Source organism: Dyadobacter sp. CECT 9275, from assembly GCF_907164905.1.
Lineage (GTDB): Bacteria > Bacteroidota > Bacteroidia > Cytophagales > Spirosomataceae > Dyadobacter > Dyadobacter helix.
The window spans coordinates 1,810,632-1,835,753 of the sequence record NZ_CAJRAF010000001.1; the positions used below are offsets into that span (position 1 = coordinate 1,810,632).

Annotated in this window: 22 protein-coding genes; 17 read left to right on the plus strand and 5 right to left on the minus strand. The window is 45.8% G+C overall.

The window, feature by feature from the left end; all coding sequences use genetic code 11:
* Positions 1 to 77: 77 nt before the first annotated feature.
* The 3 genes from KOE27_RS07495 (at position 78) to KOE27_RS07505 (ending at position 1,809) form a co-directional block, all read left to right on the plus strand.
* Positions 78 to 575, plus strand: a complete 498-nt coding sequence (locus KOE27_RS07495; protein ID WP_215238187.1) for a DinB family protein — start codon at positions 78 to 80, stop codon at positions 573 to 575.
* Positions 576 to 708: 133 nt separating this feature from the next.
* Positions 709 to 1,131 carry a secondary thiamine-phosphate synthase enzyme YjbQ gene (locus tag KOE27_RS07500; RefSeq protein WP_215238188.1) on the plus strand — a complete coding sequence of 141 codons (423 nt, stop codon included), beginning with the start codon at positions 709 to 711 and terminating at the stop codon, positions 1,129 to 1,131.
* 78 nt (positions 1,132 to 1,209) lie between these two features.
* Complete coding sequence (locus KOE27_RS07505) at positions 1,210 to 1,809, plus strand: 2OG-Fe(II) oxygenase (protein ID WP_215238189.1); 600 nt, start codon at positions 1,210 to 1,212, stop codon at positions 1,807 to 1,809.
* Positions 1,810 to 1,838: 29 nt separating this feature from the next.
* On the opposite strand, the gene KOE27_RS07510 is transcribed toward KOE27_RS07505, so the two are convergent.
* On the minus strand, positions 1,839 to 2,366 hold the full coding sequence (locus KOE27_RS07510; protein WP_215238190.1) for a Rossmann-fold NAD(P)-binding domain-containing protein: 528 nt from the start codon (positions 2,364 to 2,366) through the stop codon (positions 1,839 to 1,841).
* 127 nt (positions 2,367 to 2,493) lie between these two features.
* On the opposite strand from KOE27_RS07510, the gene KOE27_RS07515 reads away from it, so the two are divergent.
* From KOE27_RS07515 to KOE27_RS07560, 10 genes are all read left to right on the plus strand, one after another.
* Positions 2,494 to 3,294 carry a helix-turn-helix transcriptional regulator gene (locus tag KOE27_RS07515; RefSeq protein WP_215238191.1) on the plus strand — a complete coding sequence of 267 codons (801 nt, stop codon included), beginning with the start codon at positions 2,494 to 2,496 and terminating at the stop codon, positions 3,292 to 3,294.
* Positions 3,295 to 3,621: 327 nt separating this feature from the next.
* Positions 3,622 to 8,100, plus strand: coding sequence for a PAS domain S-box protein (locus tag KOE27_RS07520; RefSeq protein WP_215238192.1), 4,479 nt, complete (start codon positions 3,622 to 3,624; stop codon positions 8,098 to 8,100).
* 161 nt (positions 8,101 to 8,261) lie between these two features.
* Positions 8,262 to 9,263, plus strand: a complete 1,002-nt coding sequence (locus KOE27_RS07525) for a PAS domain S-box protein (protein ID WP_215238193.1) — start codon at positions 8,262 to 8,264, stop codon at positions 9,261 to 9,263.
* Between the two features lie 491 nt (positions 9,264 to 9,754).
* Complete coding sequence (locus tag KOE27_RS07530) at positions 9,755 to 11,164, plus strand: mandelate racemase/muconate lactonizing enzyme family protein (protein ID WP_215238194.1); 1,410 nt, start codon at positions 9,755 to 9,757, stop codon at positions 11,162 to 11,164.
* 166 nt (positions 11,165 to 11,330) lie between these two features.
* Positions 11,331 to 12,317 (plus strand): metallophosphoesterase family protein, encoded by a 987-nt coding sequence (locus KOE27_RS07535; protein ID WP_229252678.1) that lies wholly within the window; start codon positions 11,331 to 11,333, stop codon positions 12,315 to 12,317.
* Positions 12,318 to 12,386: 69 nt separating this feature from the next.
* Positions 12,387 to 13,625 (plus strand): MFS transporter, encoded by a 1,239-nt coding sequence (locus tag KOE27_RS07540; RefSeq protein WP_215238195.1) that lies wholly within the window; start codon positions 12,387 to 12,389, stop codon positions 13,623 to 13,625.
* A gap of 56 nt (positions 13,626 to 13,681) precedes the next feature.
* Positions 13,682 to 14,062 (plus strand): YchJ family protein, encoded by a 381-nt coding sequence (locus tag KOE27_RS07545; RefSeq protein ID WP_215238196.1) that lies wholly within the window; start codon positions 13,682 to 13,684, stop codon positions 14,060 to 14,062.
* Between the two features lie 87 nt (positions 14,063 to 14,149).
* Complete coding sequence (locus KOE27_RS07550; RefSeq protein WP_215238197.1) at positions 14,150 to 14,725, plus strand: hypothetical protein; 576 nt, start codon at positions 14,150 to 14,152, stop codon at positions 14,723 to 14,725.
* Between the two features lie 509 nt (positions 14,726 to 15,234).
* Entirely contained in the window at positions 15,235 to 17,133 is a 1,899-nt protein-coding gene (locus KOE27_RS07555; protein ID WP_215238198.1) for an alpha/beta hydrolase, read from the plus strand.
* Positions 17,130 to 17,315 (plus strand): hypothetical protein, encoded by a 186-nt coding sequence (locus tag KOE27_RS07560; protein ID WP_215238199.1) that lies wholly within the window; start codon positions 17,130 to 17,132, stop codon positions 17,313 to 17,315. Before KOE27_RS07555 ends, KOE27_RS07560 begins: the two co-directional genes overlap by 4 nt.
* On the opposite strand, the gene KOE27_RS07565 is transcribed toward KOE27_RS07560, so the two are convergent.
* Complete coding sequence (locus KOE27_RS07565) at positions 17,303 to 18,613, minus strand: ComEC/Rec2 family competence protein (protein WP_229252679.1); 1,311 nt, start codon at positions 18,611 to 18,613, stop codon at positions 17,303 to 17,305. The genes KOE27_RS07560 and KOE27_RS07565 overlap by 13 nt on opposite strands.
* Before the next feature lie 170 nt (positions 18,614 to 18,783).
* Here KOE27_RS07565 and KOE27_RS07570 point away from each other — a divergent pair, with 170 nt between their 5' ends.
* The gene (locus KOE27_RS07570) at positions 18,784 to 19,011 is read left to right on the plus strand and encodes a DUF2905 domain-containing protein (protein ID WP_215238200.1); all 228 of its coding nucleotides are present in this window, start codon (positions 18,784 to 18,786) and stop codon (positions 19,009 to 19,011) included.
* Between the two features lie 34 nt (positions 19,012 to 19,045).
* Here KOE27_RS07570 and KOE27_RS07575 read toward each other — a convergent pair whose 3' ends face one another.
* Positions 19,046 to 20,053, minus strand: a complete 1,008-nt coding sequence (locus KOE27_RS07575) for a cytochrome d ubiquinol oxidase subunit II (protein ID WP_215238201.1) — start codon at positions 20,051 to 20,053, stop codon at positions 19,046 to 19,048.
* 49 nt (positions 20,054 to 20,102) lie between these two features.
* Positions 20,103 to 21,428, minus strand: a complete 1,326-nt coding sequence (locus tag KOE27_RS07580) for a cytochrome ubiquinol oxidase subunit I (protein WP_215238202.1) — start codon at positions 21,426 to 21,428, stop codon at positions 20,103 to 20,105.
* Between the two features lie 265 nt (positions 21,429 to 21,693).
* On the opposite strand from KOE27_RS07580, the gene KOE27_RS07585 reads away from it, so the two are divergent.
* The 3 genes from KOE27_RS07585 to KOE27_RS07595 all read left to right on the plus strand — a co-directional run bounded on the left by KOE27_RS07585 (position 21,694) and on the right by KOE27_RS07595 (position 24,350).
* Complete coding sequence (locus tag KOE27_RS07585) at positions 21,694 to 22,626, plus strand: sugar phosphate isomerase/epimerase family protein (protein WP_215238203.1); 933 nt, start codon at positions 21,694 to 21,696, stop codon at positions 22,624 to 22,626.
* A gap of 161 nt (positions 22,627 to 22,787) precedes the next feature.
* Positions 22,788 to 23,684: a pirin family protein gene (locus KOE27_RS07590; protein ID WP_215238204.1), complete on the plus strand. Its 897-nt coding sequence runs from the start codon at positions 22,788 to 22,790 to the stop codon at positions 23,682 to 23,684.
* 156 nt (positions 23,685 to 23,840) lie between these two features.
* On the plus strand, positions 23,841 to 24,350 hold the full coding sequence (locus KOE27_RS07595; RefSeq protein WP_215238205.1) for a DinB family protein: 510 nt from the start codon (positions 23,841 to 23,843) through the stop codon (positions 24,348 to 24,350).
* Positions 24,351 to 24,418: 68 nt separating this feature from the next.
* Here KOE27_RS07595 and KOE27_RS07600 read toward each other — a convergent pair whose 3' ends face one another.
* Positions 24,419 to 25,063, minus strand: coding sequence for an SDR family NAD(P)-dependent oxidoreductase (locus KOE27_RS07600; RefSeq protein WP_215238206.1), 645 nt, complete (start codon positions 25,061 to 25,063; stop codon positions 24,419 to 24,421).
* Positions 25,064 to 25,122 lie beyond the last annotated feature (59 nt).

Sequence of the window (25,122 nt, forward strand, 5' to 3'; positions counted from 1 at the left end):
TCAGCCCCAATGATACCGTTGGCGGAGATAGAGTATCATTGTAAAATCATTTCATCATCTTTAAACAATCGGCTCAAATGGAAATCGAAAAATCGGACCGACTTACAGCGTTGGTAGCACTGTACGATATGCAGACAACTTTTTTCAATAATGCATTGGAAGGTATAAGCGAAATCGACAGCCACAAAAGACTGGATACCAAAGCTAACCACGTTGCCTGGCTCACGGGAAGTTTGGTGGAACAGCGTTTCTGGCTGGTCAGGGAACTGGGTGACACCGAGCAAAAGCAAGAGGCGGATACATTGTTCCGGGATAACAGAGGAATTCAGGATGAGATTACTTATCCTTCACTGGAAGTTTTCAAAAAGGATTGGAAGGCAATAACGCCTGTTTTAAGAGATGCGCTGGCACAGGTGACGGATCAGCAGCTGGAAAATAAGATAGAAATGGGGCCTGGCCAGGCATTTTCCTTGTTTGATATGATCACTTTCCTCATCTATCGGGAAGCCAACTGCATTGGGCAGATTGCCCTTTGGCGCCGGTTACTGGGGTACCCGCCGATGAAATATATGTAGTATGATTTTTGGTGGGAATCAGTACGGCACTACCTTCGTGTACAATGCATGGCCATTTAAGTTTAGTATTTTTGGCTAACGATAGGATCAGCCACCAAGTCATGGGTATCCGGCTACACCAACTATTGGAAACATGAAGATTTATCAGCGGGAAATACAGTTGAAGGAACGAAAGCGGGGTTTTCACCTCATAACTCATGAAATAAGCCAGGTGTTACCTATGGCCACTGAGATTAGTACCGGAATGTGCCAGGTATTTATCCGCCATACCTCCGCTTCGCTGACTGTTAACGAAAATGCGGATCCCACCGTTCGCAGGGATTTTGAAATGTATTTTAACAAAACGGTTCAAGAGAATGATCCCGCCTATGAACATGATTACGAGGGCGCGGATGATATGCCGGCACATTTAAAGGCATCGTTACTGGGCTGTTCTGTGTTGATGCCGATCCGTAGCGGACGGCTGGCGCTGGGAACCTGGCAGGGGATTTACCTCTGCGAACATCGCAACAGCGGAGGGCCCCGCAGCCTTGTTGTTACGGTTTGGGGGGAATAGAGGTGGTTTCTGATTGCAAATAAATGGAGGATTTTTGTTGAGTTCAAAAAATTAATAGATTTAGCAAAAAATCTATACATGCCTAAATTATTAAACTACCACCGGTACGAAAATTTTCTGGATGCTGAAACCGCACAAAAGTTACTGGAGTATTGTATAAGTCAGGAAGACGCATTTCGTGATGCAACGGTGAATGACGGAGTGGTAACGAAAGTCAGTATAGAGTACCGGAAAAGTATGGTTCTGAAAGATTTAGGGGAGTTTAAGGACATTATGATACGTCGGGTGGCCGAATTCCTTCCTGATATCTTTAAAAAATTAGAGATTGTTCCTTTTGATATCAAGACGCACGAACTTGAAATGGCAGCCCATGGAGACGGTGCCTTCTTTCGTGAACATATTGATACCCTGACCGGCGATCAGGAAAAGACAAATGCGCGGACCCTCAGTCTGGTTTATTATTTTCATAAAGAGCCGAAACAATTTGAGGGCGGAGAGCTCAGTCTGATTCCCTTTGACTTTTTTCCGGGGGATGATAAGCCCGTTGCTTTGGCGCCGCTGCATAATTCACTGCTGGTTTTCCCTTCCTTTGCTCCGCATGAGGTGCTTCCAGTAAAATGTCCTGATGTTCCGTTTCCTGGCTGGCGCTTCACCATTAATTATTGGATTTATAAGTAGGCAAAATATTAGGCGGAGACTAATCATTTTTAAAACCGAAATAATCCCTGGAAGAAATCAGTGCCGGGATGGAGACAGGATTCGGTAAATCCTCCGGGGGTATAACTGGTCAATTTTTCGAAAGATGTCTCTTCGCCGTATGTGGAAACGGCGTATTCCAGAATGCGCGCATCGGCATGCAGCAGCAGATTGGGCAATAGCTGGTGGGTAAAAAGCAGACTTGCCAGGTAGTCGGTCTTTAACTTTTGATCCAGTTCTTTGATTCTGTAATCAGTAAGTTTGCGGTTGTCGCAGAGTTCCCTGTAATGGACGAGCAGGTCAACCTCGAAATTCATATTGATATGATCGCAAACGGTTACAATACTGCTCATTAGTGTTTCGTCTACAGCATAGTGATGGACGTGGACAGGATACTGGCGTTGAATTTCCCCGTTTAACACTTGCAACGCATCGTCATGTTTTCCAAGTAAAATCAAATGTCTGTGCTGCCCGGCCAGTTGCGTGGCAAATGCTGTTCCCCAAGGCGTGTCTGCACCTCTCAATACTGAAAAATTCATCCTGAAAAATGTATTTGTTGAAAATCTCCGACCCGATTAAGGTAAATCAGGTTTGAGTTGTCATGTAACTAGGGCCGGTAACAGTTACCGGGATTTTTGTTGTTTTACAAAGTAAGGTCACCTGCGCATGGGAAAAAATACTGATTTATCATTACAGGCAGAAGGAGTTAAGGATTTGATTTTTGAATCCGGACACGAAAAATCAGGGCCTGAGCAAAGTGAGTTATCTGCCAGCCGGCTTAAAAAGCAGCTCGCGCTCATTAAAGTCATGGCGCAGCTAAGCAGCAGTGGGATAACGGTTTACGATCATCATAAGCGTGCCCATGTGTATACTTCCCGAAATTTTTACCATCTGTTCGGATATGACATTTCAGAAAACCAGCCGGTAATTGAAAATCAAATCTTTGACAGCAAGATACATCCGGATGACTTGTTGGAAATGGAAAGAAATGGTTACCTGGCGATGAAATTCCTGCTAGAATTGCCAGCGATTTGCCGGAAACAATATAAAATGGTGAATGAATACCGGATACTTTCAGACAGGGGAGACTATATGCGGGTTATTGAGCAGCATCAGGTTCTGGAACTGGACGCAGCAGGTAATATCTGGCTATCGCTTGGTGTGATTGATATCTCTCCGAATCAGGAATTATCCGGCGGGGTCAGCTCGCAGGTACTTAATTTCCATACCGGAGAAATGGTGCCACTCCTGCACGACGCCCCCGTGTCGGTCACACTCCTTACGGCCAGAGAAAAAGAAATCCTGAGAATGATCAGTAACGGCAAACTGAGCAAAGAGATTTCTTATCTGCTGGCGATCAGCGTACATACTGTTAATACACACAGGCAGCGTATTCTTGAAAAATTACAGGTCGACAATTCCATTGAAGCGGTATCGAGGGCCAGGCGCTGGAAAATCATTGCCTAAGTTTTTTGAAACGGACGGACATACGAAGCAGAAATAGTTTGTAAATAATGGTAACAACTATTTTTAGTTCATCATTTATATGAGTACGAACTAATTCGTTAATTTTTATGGTTAAATTTCCGTTCGTTTTAATGGTCCCGAGATGATTTCGGCTCTGACTTTTTTTGTATGTTCGGGATACCGTCGGTTATGATAGACATACACAAGAGCTGGTATACGGTGCAGGAAAGTGCATTCTTGCATAAATTGAACTGAACACCAGTATATTAACCATAAATTGTGTTATGGTTAATATATGCCCTGAAAACGGTAGGATTTTAATCTGGTATGGAAGGCCCTCTACGTCTTAAAGAAATATTCAATGCTATGCCCGTCCCCAGTATGGTAATGCTGGCAGACGTTCCCGTATTTACAATAGTTGAGGCGAATGAGGAATATCTCAGGCTCACCGGCGTTTCCAGAGAAAACCTTCTGGGGAAAAGTTTTTTTGAGGTATTTCCTGAAAATGTTTATCTGACGTACCCCTATAACAGGGACCTGTTTCAGGAACTGCTTGATAGTAAAAGAGGTAACAAAACTCCCGTTTTTGAATTTCGTGGACCCGGTAGCGGCAATCTTGTTACTAAAACGAGACATCTGGTATGCACCAATACCCCAGTGTTTGACAAACATCAGCAAGTAGAGTATATCCTAAGGTCTGTAACTGATATGACAGAAATGCTGTCGACGCGGGCCAGTGAAAAATCGGCTAACGACAGCCTGGTTAAAAAGGAGAAGTTGCTGAGCGAAACACAGCAGATAGCCCGGGTGGGCAGCTGGGAGGCTAATCTGCTCAGCGGGACACTGACATGGTCGGATGTGGTGCGGGAAATTTATGAAGTTACGCCCGATTATATTCCCAGCGTTGTTACTACCTCCTATTTTTACAAGGAAGGAGAAAACCGTGATGCCTTTTTTCGAGCTGTGCAGAATACCATTGAGCATGGAACGATGTTTGACCTGGAACTGAATATCACAACAGCAAAGGGGAACGACCGGTGGGTAAGGGTTACGGGTACTTCGGAGCGAAGGGAGGGTAGCTGTACCAGGCTTTACGGATCGGTACAGGATATTGACGACAGAAAAATAATTGAACGAAAACTGATCGAGTCACGGAACCAGTTTGAGTCGCTCGTTCAGACCGTTGATGGTATCGTCTGGGAAGCGGATGCACAAACCTTCGAGTTTTCTTTCGTCAGTGATCATGTGAGGCACATACTGGGATATAGCCCGGAGCAGTGGCTAAGCGACCCTTATTTCTGGGTAAAACACATTCATGCAGATGATCTGGAACACACCCTGAATTATTGCCGCGCCAATACCAGGGATGGTAAAAATCACACCTTTGATTACAGAATGATCACCGCTGCGGGGAACATTGTTTGGATCAAAGATGTGGTATCGGTGATTTCAGAAAAGGGGATTCCGACGCTGTTGCGAGGCGTAATGGTGGACATTACAGAAACCAAACGGTTTACTGAGCTGGAAAGCCTGGAAAAGATTGTCCTTGAATTAAATTCACTGAAAGGTAGTACAGTGGAAGAAGTACTGGACGTATATCTGAAGGGAATTGAAGCAATTTTCCCGCACATGATTTGCTCCATCCATCAGGTTAGCAACGGACGTCTTCAGAACTGGTCCTCGGCGTCATTGCCTGCTGCTTATGTGGCATCGGTTGAAAATCTGCTCATCGGGAGGAACACCGGATCCTGCGGGACAGCAGCCTTTCTTAAACGAAGGGTGATTGTAAGCGATATTGAAAATGATATCCGCTGGAAGGGCTATAAAGAACTCGCTCTGGAACACAACCTCAGGGCATGCTGGTCACATCCGATCATCAATTCAGAGGATCGCGTGGTGGCAACTTTTGGGATTTACTATCAGGAGATAAAAAAACCCAATGAAGAAGAGCTTAAGGTAATAGACCGCTCTGCTGCCATACTGAGGGTTATACTGGAAAGCAGACAAAGCGCGGAGGCACTTGAAGAAACTTCCTTCCTGATGGAGCAAGGACAGGAACTGGCTCATTTTGGTACGTGGCAATGGGATATCCCGCATAACAGAGTCAAATGGTCGGATACACTATATTTTATTTACGGGCTCGACAGGCATCATTTCAAAGCGACATTTGAAGGGTATCAGGAGCTGCTCCACCCGGAAGATAAGGAAAGAGTGAGGAGGACGGTATTGAGTGTTTTGGAAACCAGAAGGGATATCGTTTTTGAAGAGCGCATTATTCGGCCGAATGGTGAAATACGGCATCTTAAATCCTGGGGCCGATTGAAAACAGATGAAAAAGGCGCACCCCTGAAAATGATAGGCGCGTGCCTGGATATCACGGACAGTAAAAAGATACAGGAAGAATTGCTTGCCAGCGAAGCACGGTTAAGGAGCCTGGTTGATGCACAGACCAATTATGTCATGCGTATTGATCTAGGCGGAAGATATACGTACTACAATAAGAAGTACCAGGAAGATTTCGGCTGGATTTTTGATATAGATGACCTGATCGGGCAGGATAGTATTATTACGGTGCACGCATCCGACCGCCGCTCGCTGAGGGAAGCGGCCGAAAGCTGTATCAGAAATCCCAACAAGGTATATCAGATTGAGGTAAATAAAATTAAGAAGGGGGGCGGCGTGAGGGCCACACTCTGGCATTTTGTATGTCTGGCAGATTCCGAAGGAAGGCCTTTGGAAATACAATGTACCGGCCTGGACGTGTCTGACAGGAAGAAAATGGAAAATGCCTTAAGGATTAGTAATGAACGGTACGAGTATGTGAATAAAGCCACTAACGATGCCATATATGACAGAGACCTGGTGCGAGATCACATTGCCTGGGGAGATGGCTTTCACCGGATGTTCGGATATCAGATCAGTGACGAAAGATATCCTATGGATAAGTGGAAGTCGCTGTTGCATCCTGCTGATGTCCAGGCAACGGACTTAAGCCTAAAGGCTACACTTGACGATCCCGCACAGCATAGCTGGAAGGCTGAGTACCGGTTCAAAAAGGCAGATGGAGAATACGCTTTTGCCAAGGAAAACGGATATCTGATCAGAGACAGGAAAGGCAGGGCGATCCGTATGATCGGGGTGCTGAGAGATATTACGGAAAGAAAGAGAACGCAGTTAAAGTTATACCGGAAATCCCGGCTTCTGGCAGCAATAGCAGAAGTAGACAGTAACTTGCTGCAGCATAAAAATTGGTTTAAAGCGCTGGAACAGTCGTTTGCTATCGTGGGAAAAGCGGTGGATGTGGACCGGGCCTATTATTTTGGAAATCAAGCGGATTTTGGAACCGGGAGAAAGGTTTTCGTTCAGCAGCTTGAATGGAATTCGGGTCATTTTGCACCCCGCGGCAACAATCCTGAATTACAGGAAGTCTCACATAAAACTGTACAGGACAAAATGTCTTCGCTAATGGAAGGGCGGCCATACACTGCTATCATGGATAACCTCACAGACTCTGACTTTAAAACCAGGCTGATTGAGCAGGATATCCGGTCGGTAATGATTTTGCCGATTTTCGTGAAAAACAAATTTTATGGATATATCGGTTTTGATGATTGCCGCACCGCAAGGGAATGGGATGACGACGAGGTATCATTCCTGAAAACCATAGCAGTCAATGTTGCCAAGGCCATCGAAATTGAAGAAGCGGACAGTGCACTTTTGACTGCATTTGAAGAAAAAAACAAAACCCTGGAAAGTATTCAGGATGGATTTTATGCGCTTACCAGTGACTTTACGGTTACCTACTGGAATAAAGAAGCAGAAAATCTGCTGGGGATCAAAAGAGAGGATATCGTCAACCGTAACTTTTGGGAGGTTTTTCACGAAAACGATTCTTCCCAATTTTTTAAACAGTTTACCAAAACACTCACAGATCATGCACCGGTCCGTTTTGAGGAATACCATGCACCGCTTGACAGGTGGTTTGAGGTAAGCGCTTTTCCTGCTGAGGCAGGCCTTACAGTTTATTTTAAAAATATTACTGAAAGGAAATTATCGGAAGAAAAATTAATAGAAATGCATCACGAGCTGGAAAAACATCTGAAAGTGCTGGCGGTGTCTAACGCCGAGCTGGAACAGTTCGCTTATGTAGCCTCTCACGACCTGCAGGAGCCATTGCGAATGGTAACCAGCTTTCTTACCCTCCTGGAAAAAAAATATGGGGAGATACTGGATGAAAAGGGAAAGAAATATATCTTTTTCGCCGTGGATGGCGCCCGCAGAATGCGGCAGATCATTCTGGACCTGCTAGATTTCTCAAGAGTAGGGAAAGCAGAGAACAGTCTGGAGAAAATTAACCTGAACACGCTGATTGCGGAAATATTAACTCTTTATCAGAAACAAATTCAGGAGAAAAAGGCAAAAATAAAGTACGGTACTTTGCCGACGGTCTACTCATTCCATACCCCTTTAATGCAGGTATTCCAAAACCTGATCAGTAACGGACTCAAATATCAGCCTGAGGGACAAATTCCGCAAATCACCATTTCTTCAGTGGAAACAAGCGCATTTTGGGAATTCTCAGTAAAAGATAATGGAATAGGCATCGATCCGCAGTATTTCGATAAGATTTTTATTATCTTTCAACGTCTGCATGGCAAAGATGAGTATTCAGGGACAGGAATGGGTTTGGCCATCACAAAAAAAATTGTGGAAAACCTGGGTGGTAAAATCTGGGTGGAATCCACCAGGGGTCTCGGAAGTACGTTCCATTTTACGATTGCAAAACACAAGGAAACAACGTTATGAAAAATGGGTTTATTTTACATACTAACATATCGTATCACAGCCACACTAGTTGTTTCGTAACCCTGTCTGAAAAACCAGGCGTATTTCCCGGGTTACTTCCGGGATTGACAGTTTATGGACCAATATAATGAAACTCCCCTTTTAAATAGTGTAAGTGACTGATGGAAAAGGATAAGAATCCGTATCGTATTTTAGTGATTGAGGATAACGCCGGCGACTTTGCCCTGATTGAAGATTTTTTGCAGGAACAGATTTCAACCCCTGAAATTTACAGAGCAAGAAATTTCAAAGAGTCCGAACAACTGTTAACCGCCGAAAACCATGCATTCAGTGTGATCCTGCTGGATCTGTCGCTGCCGGATAAAAGTGGTGAAGAGTTGATTACCGGAGTGCTTTCTATCAGTGCCGGTACTCCTATCATTATCCTTACTGGCTATCCCGATGCTTCGTTCAGTATCAAGTCGTTGTCATTAGGTGTTTCTGACTATCTGCTGAAGGATGAGTTGTCGGTTTCCTCACTTTACAAAAGTATACTTTACAGTATTGAAAGAAAGAAAAAATCAGTTGAACTGGAAGAATCCGAAAAGAGGTATGTAGACCTTTTCCAGCTGAGCCCCCAACCGATGTGGGTTTATTGTCTGGAAACCTTCCGTTTTTTGAACGTCAACAATGCAGCTATCAATCACTACGGGTATAGCCTCGAAGAATTTTTGTCGATGACCACCCGTGAAATAAGACCACCCGGCGAAATTCCTTCGCATGAAGAGGCAGCCCTGCTGGCGGCTGCACAAAATGAGCTATACTATACGGGGATATTCCGTCACAAGAAAAAAAATGGGGATATTATCCATGCTGAAATAAGGAGCAGTGCCATTCAGATGGACGGAAAAGATTCAAGGCTGGTGCTGGTGAATGATATTACTGAACGTTACAACTACATTGAAGCCATTGAAAAGCAGAACGAAAAATTGCAAAAAATAGCATGGATGCAGTCGCACGTCGTGAGAGCTCCGCTTGCAAGGCTGATGGGTGTCGTGAACCTCATCAAAAACTATCAGAATTCCGATATTGAGAAAAACGAATTGCTGGATCATATCCAGACCTTCGCTTACGAGTTGGACTCCATCATCCGCGAAATTTCAGGGAAAACCAGCCAGGTCTGAAAATAAGCGGGAAAGATCCATAAAATAAGGCCTGTCCCTTCTTATGCGCTCAGTCAGGGGTGCGGTTGGTGATAGAATACCATACTTCATCGAGTACAAACCCACTTTATTTCCGTCACTATCCATAAAAGAGGGAAGGAAGCTGATTTCGTTCAGCTTTATTCCGGTCTGCCGCTACTCCAACGTCCGGATACATTTGGACAACTAGCTTAACGCACGCTTTGGCTGAAAGATTTGGTTTCCAAATGAGCTGAACGTACAATGGTAAGTTATAAATACATAGTTTTTTTCTCGGATAAGTCTGCCCGTGATTAGCTAGAGAGTATGGCAGAGGTGATCGGGCCATGGAGGTATCAATCAAGGATAAAAAATGAGCTTCCACGTGAGGGTAGTATTGTGCCGAAAGGCTCTTTTTAACTTGTCACCTGCTTTTATATTTTGTAAAACAGGGACATAAGTTGGAATTTAATCTAAAATCAGCTCGCGCTATTATGTTTGAATCACAAGACCGATATATATCCCGTCGTGAATTTATCAACCGGGCGGGCGCGGCAGGTTTGCTGGCGCTCAACCTGCCGGATACCTTTAGTTCAGATGCTACTGCTCAACCTATGAAAAAGATTACGATCAAAAATGTTGATTCAAATTTTGAAAGAGAACCTTTAAATCCATACCGTTTTAAAGGAAGTGCTATCACTGATAGCTGGCAGGGCATATCCATGCTGGAATCCGATTCGGGAATAAAAAAGGTGGGGCTGGCAACACAAGGCGTGCTTTGGTCAGATTCCCGGGTTTTTGCGGCTCATTCGGAAAGCGCAGGGAACGCACTTATGTACGCCATGAGTGAGCAGGCACTTCAGATGGTGAAAGGAACCTCCTTTACCAATCCTGTTCAGTTGCTCGACGACCTTTTGCCTGAGGTGCTGGCCTATGGAAAAAAAATCACGGGTAATCCGGATCTGAGAAAAACTTTTGCGCTCAATGCCCTCGTATCGGTCGATAATGCGGCATGGCTGTTGTATGCGGCGGAAAATAAAATGGGCCAGTTTGATGAACTGATACCGGCGGCTTACCGTCCGGGCCTCTCATACCGGCACAATAAAGTGGCTAGTATCCCTTCCTTCAGTGTAGGAACATCCGCCGAACGTATCAAGCAGGCGGCTGATGAAGGATATTTTATTATGAAACTAAAAACCGGGTCGGCCGGAACGCAGCAGGAAATGATAGAAAAAGATATTGCTTTCCTCACAGCGGTACACAAAGCCATTGGTCATTACGAAACCCCATATACCAAAAACGGAAAAATTCCTTACTATTTTGATGCCAACGGGCGGTATGAAAAAAAGGAAACACTGCTGCGGTTTTTGGACCATGCGAAAAAAATAGGCGCATTTGATCAGATTGCCGTCATAGAAGAACCTTTTGAAGAAAGCAACGAAACATTTGTTGGAGATTTGGGCGTTAGAATTGCGGCAGATGAAAGCGCGCACACAGTAGAAGACGCGGCACACCGGATAGAACTCGGGTACTCGGCCATAGCGGTAAAAGCCATTGCCAAAACGCTGAGTATGACCATGAAAATCACACAATTGGCTTACGAAAAGAAGGTACCTTGTTTCTGTGCCGATCTCACGGTAAATCCGATTCTGGTGGATTGGAACAAAAATGTTGCTGCGCGGCTGCAGCCATTTCCCGGTATGTCGGTGGGCCTGCAGGAAACCAACGGTCATCAGTATTACAAAAACTGGGAGCGGATGATGGCCTATCACCCCAAAGCGTCTGGTTCCTGGATACGGACACAAAAGGGAGTTTATCCTACCGACGCCTCGTTTTATGCGGAAAGCGGGGGGATTTTAACACCTTCGGAACATTATGACAATCTTTTCAAGGCTAAAAGCTAGGAGAAGCAGACAGGCACACTCGCATGAAAACCGGCTTTGCAGGTTCTTGCCCAAGCAACGGCCCGGATTTTCTTTCAGTCTGAGTATTTCAGTGTTGTCCCTTATTACTTGGTATATTTTCGGTCTTAAAGTCTTTTAAGGATATTTATCTTATTCTTTTTTATTCATGCAGATCAAACGACGTGACTTTATTCAGAGTGCTGTTGCCGTTACGACGGTACTTAGGGGAAATCAGGAAAAAGGTAACAGAGACGAGCAGAGAAGCAAGTTTTCCCTGGATCAGAATAAGGTTAAAATTTATTCCCCGGATTTTAAAACGCCCGTAAAGGTACTGCTAGTATCTGATACGCACCTGTGGATGGACGATCAGCGTGGTGAACCCTATACCCAATACAGCGGCCGCATGGCCAAAGCATATAATGTAACACGTCATTTTCAAACCGGTGAGCCCACCAATCCCAATGAGTCATTTGAGAAAATGATCAGGTTGGCAAAGGATTCAAAAGTAGATTTACTTTCATTACCGGGTGACCTTTTCAGTTTCCCATCCGAAGCAGCCATTGACTGGGTAACCCGGCAACTTGGCGAATCCGGCGTTCCTTTTCAGTATGCAGCCGGTAACCACGACTGGCACTACGAAGGTATGGAAGGAACCCTTGCGAGTCTGCGCAACCAATGGACGACTCAAAGGCTGGGGCCTTTGTACCAGGGCGACCATCCGCTGATGACGGTCAGGGAAATACATGGGATACGCATTGTGATGCTTGATAACTCCATTTATGAGATTTTGCCGGAACAGCTAACGTTTTTCAGAGAGCAGGTTAAAACGGGCAAGCCGCTGGTACTTTTTGTACATATTCCGCTTTATGCGCCAGGGAGGCCCGTTAGTTTCGGCTGCGGACATCCGCAATGGGGCTGGGATATTGACAAGAGTTTTACCCTTGAACGCCGTCCCAGATGGCCCAAGGCAGGACATACCTCCACCACCATGGATTTTCATAAAGAGGTTTTTGCTGCCTCAAACTTACTGGGGGTATTTGCAGGGCATACGCACAAACAGTCTCTGGATGTAATCAATGGTATCCCTCAGTTTGTTACAGCCGCCAATGCCATGGGTGCGTTTATGGAAATTGATTTTTTGACTGTGGAATAAAACGCGTTTCCTGTCCATTCGAACAAACCGTTTACAGTACCACTGGCATATTCTCTCCTTCGCCAAATCATGAAAAAACGTTATCAGGTTCTGTTTGCCCTTTCTCTTCTTTCTGTAATTACATTTTTAGACAGGGTTGCCATCAGCGTTGCAGGGCCCAAAATCATGACAGACCTGGACCTGAGCAAGGAACAGCTGGGGTGGATATTGGGGATTTTCGCGCTTGCCTATTGTGCATTTGAAATACCCACCGGCCTGCTGGGCGACCGTCTCGGGGCTAAAAAGGTTTTAATACGTGTAGTATTGTGGTGGTCAGTTTTCACGGTGTTCACTGGCTTTGCCACCGGCTTCGGTATGTTGCTGATCATCCGTTTCCTGTTTGGGGCCGGAGAAGCAGGAGCTTATCCAAATACCGCCATTGTACTTTCCAAGTGGTTTCCCGTTCTGGAACGGGGGCGGGCGCAGGCATGGATATGGTCGGCCAGCAGAATGGGTGGTGCACTGACACCCTTTTTGGTCATCCCGATCCAGACCCATTTTGGGTGGAGAGCAAGTTTTCTTTTTTTGGGAGTACTGGGGATATTGTGGGTTGTTTTCTGGAAATACTGGTTTAAGGAGCAGCCCTCGGAAATGAAAGGAATTTCTGAAAAAGAACTTAGCGAAATTACCAGCCACAGAAACCAGCCCGAAGCACACCCCAGGTTTTCCTGGACCATTTTCAGGAACCGGAACCTGTTGCTGCTGATGGCGATGTATTATTGCTACGCATCAGGAGCATTTTTTTTCCAGGCCTGGCTCCCCACCTATTTGCAGAAAGGAAGAGGGCTCAATGATGGGGATATGTCTTTTATTACTTCGTTTTCATTTGTTTTGGGCGCTTTAGGTTGTCTGTCGGGGGGGTATGTTTGTGATTATCTCGTTAAAAGGATGGGGCCGCGGTGGGGCCGGGCATCCGTTGCCCTTACAGGCCTAGGGCTCTCTGGACTGTTTATGCTTATCTCAGTTTTTATCACTGATAATGGTGTGGCAACCGTGCTGCTGTCGGCAGGATTGGGGCTGATGGATTTCACAATTCCGGCTTCATGGTCAACGGCGATGGATATTGGAGGAAAGAATTCCGGGTTTATTTCGGGCGCGATGAATACCGCCGGGCAGGTAGGGAGTACCATGAACACCATCGGCTTTGGGTATCTGGTGACTGCGTTTGGAAACAATTATCACGCCCCTGTCATGCTGCTGGCTATTCTGCTGATTGCAGGAGCGTTGCTCTGGCTTAAAATAGATGCTACCAAAAAGATAGTATTCTGATCTAAGGCACCGTGGCTGATATTATAACTACCATTAAACCGGCATTTGTAAATTAAATGAAAAACTGTTTTTGTGGTTCGGATGAGCCATTTTCCCGTTGTTGCGGACAAGCCATCAAAGGTACGGTTCCGTCAGAATCTGCTGAGAAGCTGATGCGTTCGCGGTATAGCGCTTATGTGATGGCGGCAGTTGACTACCTCATCGCGACCACCCATGTTTCTCGCAGAGCAAGGCTTGTGCAAAAGGAAATTGAGCAATGGGCGAAAACAAATAACTGGCAGCGGTTGGAAATCATATATGCTGATACGTACAGCGTGGAATTCAAAGCTCATTTCCGCGATCGGAGCGGGAAAAAGCAGATCCATCATGAGAAATCTGCTTTTGTTTTTGAACAGGGTCGCTGGTACTATCTGGATGGTGAATTTGAAGATTTATAGCCATCCTTACGGTACTATTTGAGACAGTACTCCTTTTAGGAAAGTTTGGCTGGTGAAGGTGTATGATTTCTTGTAAATAAAAAAAATATGAGAAAGTTACATGGAAAAGGTACGGATAGGGTACTCGCCTTTCTGTTTGGGTTGCTTAATATTCTCCTGATTTTTTTGTTTGCCATCAGCGATGATTTCCTGCACTGGGCTTTTACCCGTCATCAAAATCAATGGAGCTGGTATATCCGCCCATTTTTTCTCATTCCCTTTTGTTTCAGTGCTTACAGGCACAGTTTTGCGGGTATGCTGGCGTCTGTTTTTCTATTGTTTACGAGTATGTTCTGGTTTCCGGAACCGGATAATATAGACCCCGATGTACGGATGTTTCTTCAATTTGAGATCAACTGGCTAAAGAGTCCCTGGGGGGCGGGCAAAATATTCTCGCTGTTTCTGATACCCTTGTCTTTCACCATGCTGGCTGTCGCCTTCTGGAAAAGAAGTTTTCCCTTCGGACTTGCCGTGCTGGCCTTCATGGCATTAGGGAAGATAGCCTGGTCTGTTTGGGAAGGCGGGTCTTTCGGGAAATCTGTAATCGTACCGGCAACAGCGGGTCTGGTTGTAACCTCCCTGCTTATTTATTACGCCTGGAGAAGGGTAAATTCAAATGGGTAACAGGTATACTTCATTGAGAGGGCCGGGCATACCTGAGTGAGGCAGGTGGATTTAATTTTCCCGAAATTTTATTGTAAAGTGTTTTAACAAACGAGAGGCATTATGTCTCTCTTTTTATTTTGCCCCAACACTTTTTCAGGAGCCGCAGGTGACACGGATAGCAAGTCCTGTTTTCAGGTGTTAAAAAACTTTCTTGGCTGCAAAGGTTTGCGAAAAGGTTCGCGGAATTTTTTTAACTAATTTATTTGCAGGGAGTTAAATAAAATTCAATATTTCGGGTATAAGTGTTTGTTTGACACAATAGGTAGTACGGTGTGTTGGCTACAAAGTAAACCGGAAGATATGAAAATAATAGGAGCAGCTGTCCACAAACGTGCCGGATGAAAAGCGGCTGGCAGACAATTGGGGAAACAAACCCATCTGGCGCTTGCTGCTGCTCAATAAAACACATAGGACATCTGGCCATTTTTCTTACACGATCAGTTTTTAATTCATTTCTGCTTCCGGATATGCTAAAAAAGATTAAACCAAAATATGGGGTATGTTTCGCGACTTTCCTGCTCGTCTTTCCAGTTTTTATTTATGCACAGAATATACCTTATCAGGATCTCACACACAACAGCAAGGTCTTTGGCCATCAGAAGTGGTACCGTCTTTATCTGCCGGCGGGGTATGAAAATTCTGATAAGCACTATCCTGTCATTTACTTTTTTCATGGCTGGGGAGGTCGTTATTTTAAGGATGACAATGCCCGGCTGGAATACGAGAAGCTCAAAACGTTGGTAGATAAGTATCAGTGTATCATGGTGATGTGGGATGGGAACCTGGAAGAAAAACAGCCCCGGCCTTACAACGTGGGTGACCATGCGGATATCCGTTTTGAAGTTCAAATGAAGGATTATTTTTCTGAGCTGGTAAGATACGTAGATACCACCTACCGGACGTTGACGGACCGCGGGCACAGGGCGATAATAGGTTTCAGCATGGGTGGGTTTATGTCACTGTATCTGGCCGGAAAGTATCCTCATTTGATAAATTCTATAGTGAGTATGATGGGCAGTCCTGAGTTTTTTGTGGGTACTCCTGCCAACCATACTTTGTACCCGGTGAGATATACCTTTGAAAATTTGCAGGAGGTAAAAACCAGGGTTCACACCAGCCCGACGGATATCCTGTACTATCTGAACGAAGAGGTAAGGAGAGGGGCCGCCTGGCAGGGGAAAACCGTGGAGTTTGAGGAATTTCCGGGCGGACACATGGTGGACCTGCCTGGACAAACCTCGGTATTTGAAAAGGCCATGAAATTCGCTTCTGATTCTTTTCAGACTGATCATAAAAAACCGGCAAAATGGTCACACTACGACCTTTACGGTGATTTTGAAGTATGGGGGTATGAGCTCCGCAGCAGTAAAACCCAGCCCGGATTTATTTACCTCAAAGACGTTGAACAGGGAGGCTTCGGATTATACACCAAAAAATGGCTGCCACGTGGGCCTGTTATGGAAATGGATAAAATTACGCTGAAAACAGCCCCGCTTTACACGCCTGATTTTTTATATAACACGGTATTATTTTCACAGAAAACCGGAAAAGTGACTCCCGGAAAAGTGAAGAGTGATTCAAATGGAACATTATCTTTTGAACTGGATGCTGCGGGGAATGAGATAGGGATTTTTACTGAAAACAGCCCCGTCAGCTGGAAGGTGGCGGATTACACGATAGGGTCAGGGAGTAAGTATCTGACAGCGGATAGTACCAATCAGTTGTATCTGAAATTATTCAACAGAGGGGCAACGCCGCCCGAGAGGGACGATATCAATGTCATTGTGGAATCGCTGGAAAATGATGTCGTAATCGGCAGTACGTGGGTTTCTGCTAAACCGGATTCCGGAGTAAGAGTCTTTGTTTTACCACCATGCCGGATAAGCAGTTTCAGGAAACCTGTCTTACATGGAGAACCGGCAGACGTACGTCTGAGGATTACCATTAAAAATGGAAGTTCTGAGAAAGTTGAAATTTTAAGAATTCCGTTCTATTATGATGTTCCTTACTTTCGGAACCTTAAAATCGACGATGGAGCTGAGGTGCGGGGAGAGGCACTAGGGAAGGGAAACGGGGATGGAAAGGTAAACCGGGGAGAAAAAATTCTGGTATATGAGGGAAAGAACCGCCTGAGAATCTATTCAGAAAACCCGTTTGTGCAGAACTTCAAAGAAGAGTTTACGGATGAAATTATTCCGGCACGCTGGCCCGATGGCTTTACCCAAAGCTCAGTGATCAGTATCTCTCCTGACTGTCCTGACGGGCAGGAAATCGAATGTTTGGCAAGTTATGAAACCAAAACATTCAACCCTATCGAACGAAAACTTACCTGGGGGAGGGTCAAACTGAAAGTTTATAAAAAATGAAATACTGGCTGGCTTTGTTGGTGGTGGTAACGGCGAAGGGAAACGCAACGGCGCAGAAAACTGCCACAGGCAAAAGGCAGATTGTTATTTTGAAAGCCGATGACCTGATGTTCCATGATAGTGTCAATGCATTTTCCCCGAGTGAGACAGGTACCAAAATTAACCCGATTTATCTTGCCTGATAGGGACCGTGAACCGCCTTTACGGAAAGGTTTTCATTGCTATCGTTCAGGATAATAACCTGGTAGGTTTCACCACCGGGAGCTACCCGGATCACGATATGGCCTTTATCACTTTTTAGTTTATTAAGCAACTCTCCGATCACCAGCTTGTTGGCTTCCAGCATATCGGTAGCGAATATATCCCGCTCCCCCTGATAGATCTGCTGGGAATAGAGCCTGTCGAGCACATCATGTCCGGGATGATCTGACGACCACACCGGGATCACCACAATTCTTGGTCGCAGGGAGGCTAGCAACGCGTCATTCTGAGAGTCCCTGTTTCCATGATGATCGAGAATGTGGGCATCCACAGGCCCCACAATTTTTGATACCGGTGTCTCCACATCGTTCCAAAGCGGAGCTCCGAACCGGAGTACCCCCGGCATGTCTCCACCCGAAAAATAATCGAATTTCCCATAGCTGATCCTCACACCGATACTGCACATGTTTTCGCTGGGGTACTGCCCGGGCGCCAGGCTTTTAAGGTCCGGAAAAAGCTTTTTGGTAGTCGTGCCCAGTCCTGTCCATAACTCTCCGTTAGCAATGATATTCCTGACCTCGAAGTGGTCATCAAACTTTGTTTTGTTACGAAGCAGCACAATCTGATCGTTACGGCCCGGCTTGCTTTGCTCGAAAACCGTACTTTTATTTTTTCGCTGCCAGTTTACGAATATTTTATAGTTGGTCATTACCTCATCTTTCAGCGGGGAAGGGTAGGCATAAGCAGGCCAGCCTCTGTCAATAATTTTATCAATAGGTAAATACGCCGCCACTTCCGTGATCCCGGCAAGTTTGAAACCTCCTTGGTCCGCCATTTTAGAGATACTTGAAGGCATTCCCATGTGGTCGTCGTGGAAATGGGTGAGCTGCGCATAATCAAGTTTTGGAGGCAAGCTGCTCATTGTCATTACTTTGCTGATATACCGTGCTATCCATTCGCCCGGCTGCTTTTCCGGACCCGGCACTGCGGCAGTGTTCCGCGCACTTTGGGTTCTCGGATCAGTCGGGTCCAGGGCACCCGCATCAATCAGGAGCGTAGTACCATCGGGCAGAATAAAAAAGGTGGCATTTCCTCTTCCAGTATTGATGTGGTGGATATCCATTTCCCCTTCTTTCCAGGCAGGCAGTGTTTCTCCTGCCTTTTGGGAATAAGCAGAAGCGGAAATGAAAATGAATAATACATTTGTTAAAATGCTTGAAATAAGAAAGTTGTATTTTAGATGCATCGCTGGAAGCAGATTGTGTGACAGGTCTTTCAAATTTAAGGAGCTTCCGCCAGAAAATTATCGGATGCCGGAAAATGTAACAGAAAGGAAATGTGTTTCAGTTTATCACCGGTTTGAGAAACGAAACACCGGCGCTTTCAAAAAATGATATCTTAAAGTATCTTGCTGTAATAATCGTTTTATAAGCCACCACCAACCACAGCATGTCTGCTTCAGCCGGTAAGTATCTGATCATTGCAGGACTGCTCATCCTTTTTATCGGATGTGCGGTTTACTTTTTGGGGAACAAGTTATCATGGTTGGGACGCCTGCCGGGAGATATCAGAATAGAAAAGGAGAATTTTAAATTTTATTTTCCAATCACCACGATGATCCTTTTCAGCGCTTTGCTGAATTTGGTGATTCTGCTGGTCAGAAAATTCCTGCATTGAAATCTGAGGAGAAAACAGTATTAGTATAACTACATTATGCACTTCCCTTTTTTTGAAAACTGTAGATAAGATATCCCAGTGCCGGCAGAATGAATATACTTCCCAGAAGCAGGGCCATTGCGAGGGTATAGATCGTCTGCTCTTGCCCGCTGTGTTCCAGCAGCGACAGATAGCCTCCGTTTTTCAGGATCACGATATTAGGAAAATGCTTGAAAGTGGTAGTAATCAGGATCATCGTTACCTGAAAACCGGCCAGCGGGCGAAGCCATCTGATGTTGCCGATATAAAGCAGATACCACATGAGTATCAGTGAAAGTGTGGCGGAAATAATGGCGGTTCTGCCCACCCAGTTACCGAATACCCAATCCATCAGCGGGATATGTTCCAGATAAGAGGCAATAAAAACCAGTACGCCGCAAACCACGGCAGCGATGTTGAAAAACTGTGCTTTATGCGCAAACCGCAGCCTTTCCTGGTCTGTTTCGGCCTCACCTATGAGGTATACCGCTGCCAGAAATCCGCAGATAGCAACGGTAAAGAGGCCGACCGAAATTGAAAAAAGATGCATCCAGCTGAACAGGTAGGCGTCTGCGAAATTATCGGCTCCCGTGTCTATATGCCCCGAAACGGTACTGCCTGCAATAATTCCCAGAAAAAACGGGGTGATGAAACTGGAATATTCAAAGATGGGGGTATAGATGTTCTGCATGTCGTCCTGTACCGCATCATAATGCCTGAAGGTGAACGCTGTGCCCCGGGCAATGATACCTAAAAGCATAATCGTAAGCGGAATATGGAGATGTACCGACATGGTGGCATAGATGACCGGAAATCCAACAAAAAGTATGACGATGGCAATGATCAGCCACATATGATTAGCCTCCCACACGGGGCCTATGGCCTCATAGAGGGTTCGGAGGGTCTTGCTTTTATTTTTACGCGAAGTAAAAAGCTCAATGATCCCCGCACCGAAATCTGCGCCTCCCAGGAGCAGATAAAGCAGGATAGAAGCCCAGAGATAAGTAATTACTACATAGAGCATAGCAAGCAGATTAAATCGGGTATTGGTTTAAGATTTTTCATAAGCAGGTTTAGTGTGTATTTTCATTGGAGGTATCATATAAGGTTCCCACCATTTTAATCTGACGGTAAAGCATGAACACAACAATCACGGCCAGGGAAATGTAAACGGCTGAAAATAAATAAAATGAATAGGCAATGCCGGGCATCGGTGTAACGGCTTCGGCGGTACGCATAATCCCGTAAATGATCCACGGTTGCCTCCCCACCTCGGTAACCGTCCAGCCTGCCTCTACTGCCATAAATCCCAAGGGAGTAGCCAGTACAAAAAGTTTCAGAAGCCAGCCGTTTGAGAGCCAGTGTTTCCTTTTCCAAAAAGCGAAAAAATAGAGAACCGATAGCAGCATCATGGCCATACCCATCCCTACCATCAGCTGAAAAGCGTAATGGGTGATCGCCACCGGGGGCTGGTCTTTCTCAGGTATAGAATCCAGTCCACGGACCTCTGCTTGGAAATTTCCATGTGCCAGAAAGCTCAGGAAGCCCGGTAATTCCAGCGCATAATCCACTTTTTTATGCTTTTCATCGGGAATGCCGCCGATGATAAGAGGCGCTGCTTTTGAGGTATGGAAATGAGCTTCCATGGCCGCCAGTTTAGCAGGCTGCCGCAACGCCACATCTTTGGCAGAAATATCTCCGCTTAACGGCTGGATCAGTGCGGCCGTACATCCGAAAATAGCGGCAATGGTAAAGGATCTGGTGTGAAACAGAACATTCTGCCTCCGCAGGATCATCAGCGCATGCACACCGGCCACGGCAAACCCGGTGGCGGCAAAAGCAGCTATGGTCATATGTAAGGCCTGAGAAAACCAGGCATCGTTGAACATGGCTGCAATGGGATCAATGTTGGTATACTGTCCGTTTGTAAAGTCGAAACCGGCGGGACTGTTCATCCACGCATTGGCGGCCACCACCAGTATCCCGGAAGCCAGGCCGGAAACTCCCACAATTACACCGGTGAACCAGTGAAACCATTTATTAAAGCGGTCCCAGCCGTAAAGGAAAAATCCCAGGGCAATGGCTTCAATGAAAAATGCCGTTCCTTCAAGCGAAAACGGCATTCCGAAAATAGGTCCCGCATGTTTCATGAATTCAGGCCATAAAAGACCGAGTTCAAAAGAGAGTACTGTTCCGGAAACCGCACCGGTGGCAAAGAAAATGGCCACTCCTTTGCTCCATGCTTTGGTGATATTTTTGTAAACGATATTGCCGGTTTTCAGCCAGTAGAAATGGGACACGGCCATAAAAAACGGCATCACCATTCCGATGCATGAAAATATGATATGAAAACCAAGAGAAAGGGCCATCTGAGACCGGGCCGCTATAAAATTATCCATGGCAGGCTTGCTATGATTACGAAAAATCTTTTCCTCAGAATACTGTCGGCCGCACCTTCAATTTCGACATATTTGCGCGGATGAATACATGGATTACTTCTGAAGAGTGATGGGGCCAAAGCTAAGCACCGATGGCCGCAAATGCTATTAATTATAGGGAAATTGTTGGGCTATTGTTGTGAAAATAGGAGAGTTCAATGGCAGCTGAAGTAGTAAGAAACCCTGCGGGTGTTTACTTTTGCACTATCATAAAAGATCACAGCCGATGACTTATTTATCCAGACGTCACTTTCTCAGAACAGCCGGAGCGGGCACCGTGCTGGCCTTGGCCGGAGGGCATGTTATTTCTGTTCCTAACGTCAGCAAACTCCGTCTTGGCGGGCCGATTTTCCTGAAAAGTACTGATCCTGAAGAACTCGCCAGGGAACATCGTCGGCTGGGATATGGCGCGGCTTATGTACCTGCTCTGGAACTAAAAGATACCGACAGAATTATGGCCGTCCGAAAAGCTTATGCCGCTCAGAACGTGGTGATTGCAGAGGTTGGGGCCTGGGTGAACATGCTTGACAGTGATGCTGTAAAGAGAAAGAAAAACCTGGATTACGTAATCGGGCGGCTTGCATTGGCGGAGGAAGTCGGGGCGTTGAATTGTGTCAATATCGGTGGCTCCTACAACCCCTTGCAATGGGACGGTCCTGATCCCCGGAATATGACCCGGGAATATTTTGACGCTACCGTTGAGAACTGCCGGAAAATAATTGACGCTGTAAAACCGCGATCGGCCAAGTTTTCCCTTGAAATGATGGGATGGAGCCTGCCTGACGGCCCCGACTCATACCTGAAATTCATCAAAGCCATTGACCGGCCCGCGTTTGGGGCACATGTTGATATTGCCAATATCCTCAACAGTCCCGAACGGTACTACAATAATGCTGCATTGATTAACGAGACTTTCAGAAAACTTGGGAAATGGATCACATCTTGCCACGCCAAGGATGTGTTCGGGAAAGATGTACATCTGGCTGAGACCATGCCTGGGAAAGGTGCTCTGGATTACAATGCTTATCTCAGAAACGTGGCCGCACTTTCCAGAGAAGTGCCCTTCATGCTTGAACATTTAAGGACTCCGGAGGAATATGATCAGGCCCGTTCTTTTGTCGTGAAAAAGGCGCAGGAGCTTAGTATTCAGTTGGTGTAATCGAATGGCAGTCGTTCCTGCCTGGCGGGTTAACTTAATTCCCGCCTGGCAGTTTCAGAAGGATACGAGAATTGATCCTTTATGTCAGATAAAAATCAGCGCTTAAATTGCCTTGATCATCAGTAATTTGTAGTGTCATTTGAGATTTTAATCATAGCATCATGTCCAATATTAGTATTATCATTGAAGAACGCCCGGCTGACATCGGTAATTTTCTGGTAGGCCGTTTGCTGCCGTTCCGGAGCAAGCGCATGGTAGGGCCTTTCGCTTTTATTGATCACATGGGGCCCGCCAACCTGAACGAGTATCAGAATATTGATATCGGCCCGCATCCGCATATTGGCCTGTCGACGCTCACATACCTGTTTGAAGGTGCAATCATGCATCGGGACACGTTGGGGATGAAAGTGGAAATAGCACCCGGGCAAGTCAACTGGATGACGGCCGGAAAAGGTATCGTTCATTCGGAACGGACGCCGGAATACCTCCGGCATACCGATAAAAAGCTGCATGGTCTACAGATATGGGTTGCTCTGCCGAAGGATCTCGAACAAATGGAACCTACCTTTTTTCATGCCAATGCGGAAGATATCCCGACTTGGGAGCACGAGGGCTTACATTATAAGCTAATTGCCGGTTCGGTTTTCGGTAAACAGTCACCGGTGCCGGTTTACAGTGATCTTTATTTTTTTGAGATTAAAACGGAAAAACGGCAGACTATAAAAATTGGAGAGGAGCTGTTCGGTGAAACGGCCTTATACATTCTGGAAGGAACAGTGGAGAGCGAAGGGAACATTTATGAGCCTAAAAGGATACTGGTAGCCAAAAACAGTTCGCTTTGTGAGTTTGTGATGGAAGCCGGAACCACAGTATATATTTTCGGTGGAGAGCCGTTGCCGGAAGAACGGTTTATTTACTGGAATTTTGTTTCGTCTGATCCTGCTTTGATAGAACAGGCCAAGCTGAACTGGCAGGCAGGAAATTTTCCTGTCATTGACGGTGAAGGAGACCTGGTACCTTTGCCACCGGTGACACCGGGTTTGAAACCTAAAAATTAATACTGAACCGGCGCTTGTCCCCATGACTTATCTCGGGTAATAGCATTGAGAATATCTGAAGGTAATAGCATTCCGCCAGTTGTTACTGGGAAATAATATGATGTACTGAAATTAATTGTAGTTCAAAAACTGTTCTGACTAAAACATATTTACATTATGAGCACTTTTGACGAAACAACCACCGTGCAGTCGGGCAAGGAATTATTTATTAAAATGGTCATATCCAACTGGGAACTGCAGAATACAAGGCTGAATAGTCTGCTGGAAAAGCTTTCGGACGAGCGAATTGCTGAAGAAACTGCGCCTGGGAGGAATGCAGGCATTTATATACTCGGACATCTGGCAGCGGTGAGCGATGGAATGCTTCCGTTACTGGGATTGGGCGAGCGGAAATATCCTGAGCTTGACAAGCTTTTCCTGACGAGTCCGGACAAAGCAGGGCAGGAGTATCCCACACCAGGCCAACTAAGATTGTACTGGAGTGACATTAATGAAACACTTTCCAGCCGATTTTCCCAAATGGAGCCCAGTGAGTGGTTTGAAAAACATACCTCCATTTCCGAAGAGGATTTTGCCAAGGAACCCCACCGTAACAAACTCAACATACTGATCAATCGTACCAACCACCAGAGCTATCATTTTGGCCAGCTGATCTATCTGAAATAATTCTCAGGTTCAAGAATATTCTTCCGTCCTGACTGCTGTTGAATAAATTTCAGTCAGGACGAAGGATTTTAGGAAATCAATTCACTTTTTGAACGGCTTTTATAAAACAGCCACAGTTTTTCAGCCAGTATTTCTGGAGAATGTGTAGGGCTCTCCGGCGCTATCAGGCCGCCTACGGTGATAACACCAACAAAAATTCCTTCCTCTGCGAGCCGTTCATGGAGCATGATGGCCAGGCTTCTCAGGCCCGCTTTGCCAATGGACAAGGAGCCGAGGCTTGACAAAGGATAGGCAGATAACCCACCACCGGTAAGCAGCACAGCACCTTTGCTCGTTTTGAGTTCCTGATGCAATAGCTGAACACTTAAAACGGCATGAGCGATATTGATCCGGAAGTCTTCCGCCAGTGACTCGGGCGTTTCTTCCAGGATATCCAGCATTTTAATATTTGCGGCATTGTAATGCAGAACAGATACGCCACCCATTTCGGTTTTTAGCTTGGAGAGGGCTGAGGCAAGCCTGATGCTGTCGCCAGCATCCGCCGCCGACCAATAGGCATCAATTCCTTCGGCTGCGAGTTCCTTGCAAAGTCGGGTAAGTGTATCGGGAGAGCGGCTGATAAGCCCGACTTTAAAACCATGGCTGCCAAATTTCCGGGCAACCGCCATGCTGAAACCGTTACCGGCACCGACTATTATTAAAGAATTGTTCATTGTGCAAGATTTAGGACGATCAGTCGGCAAGGTATGATATATGCCGGTAACTCCGGCAG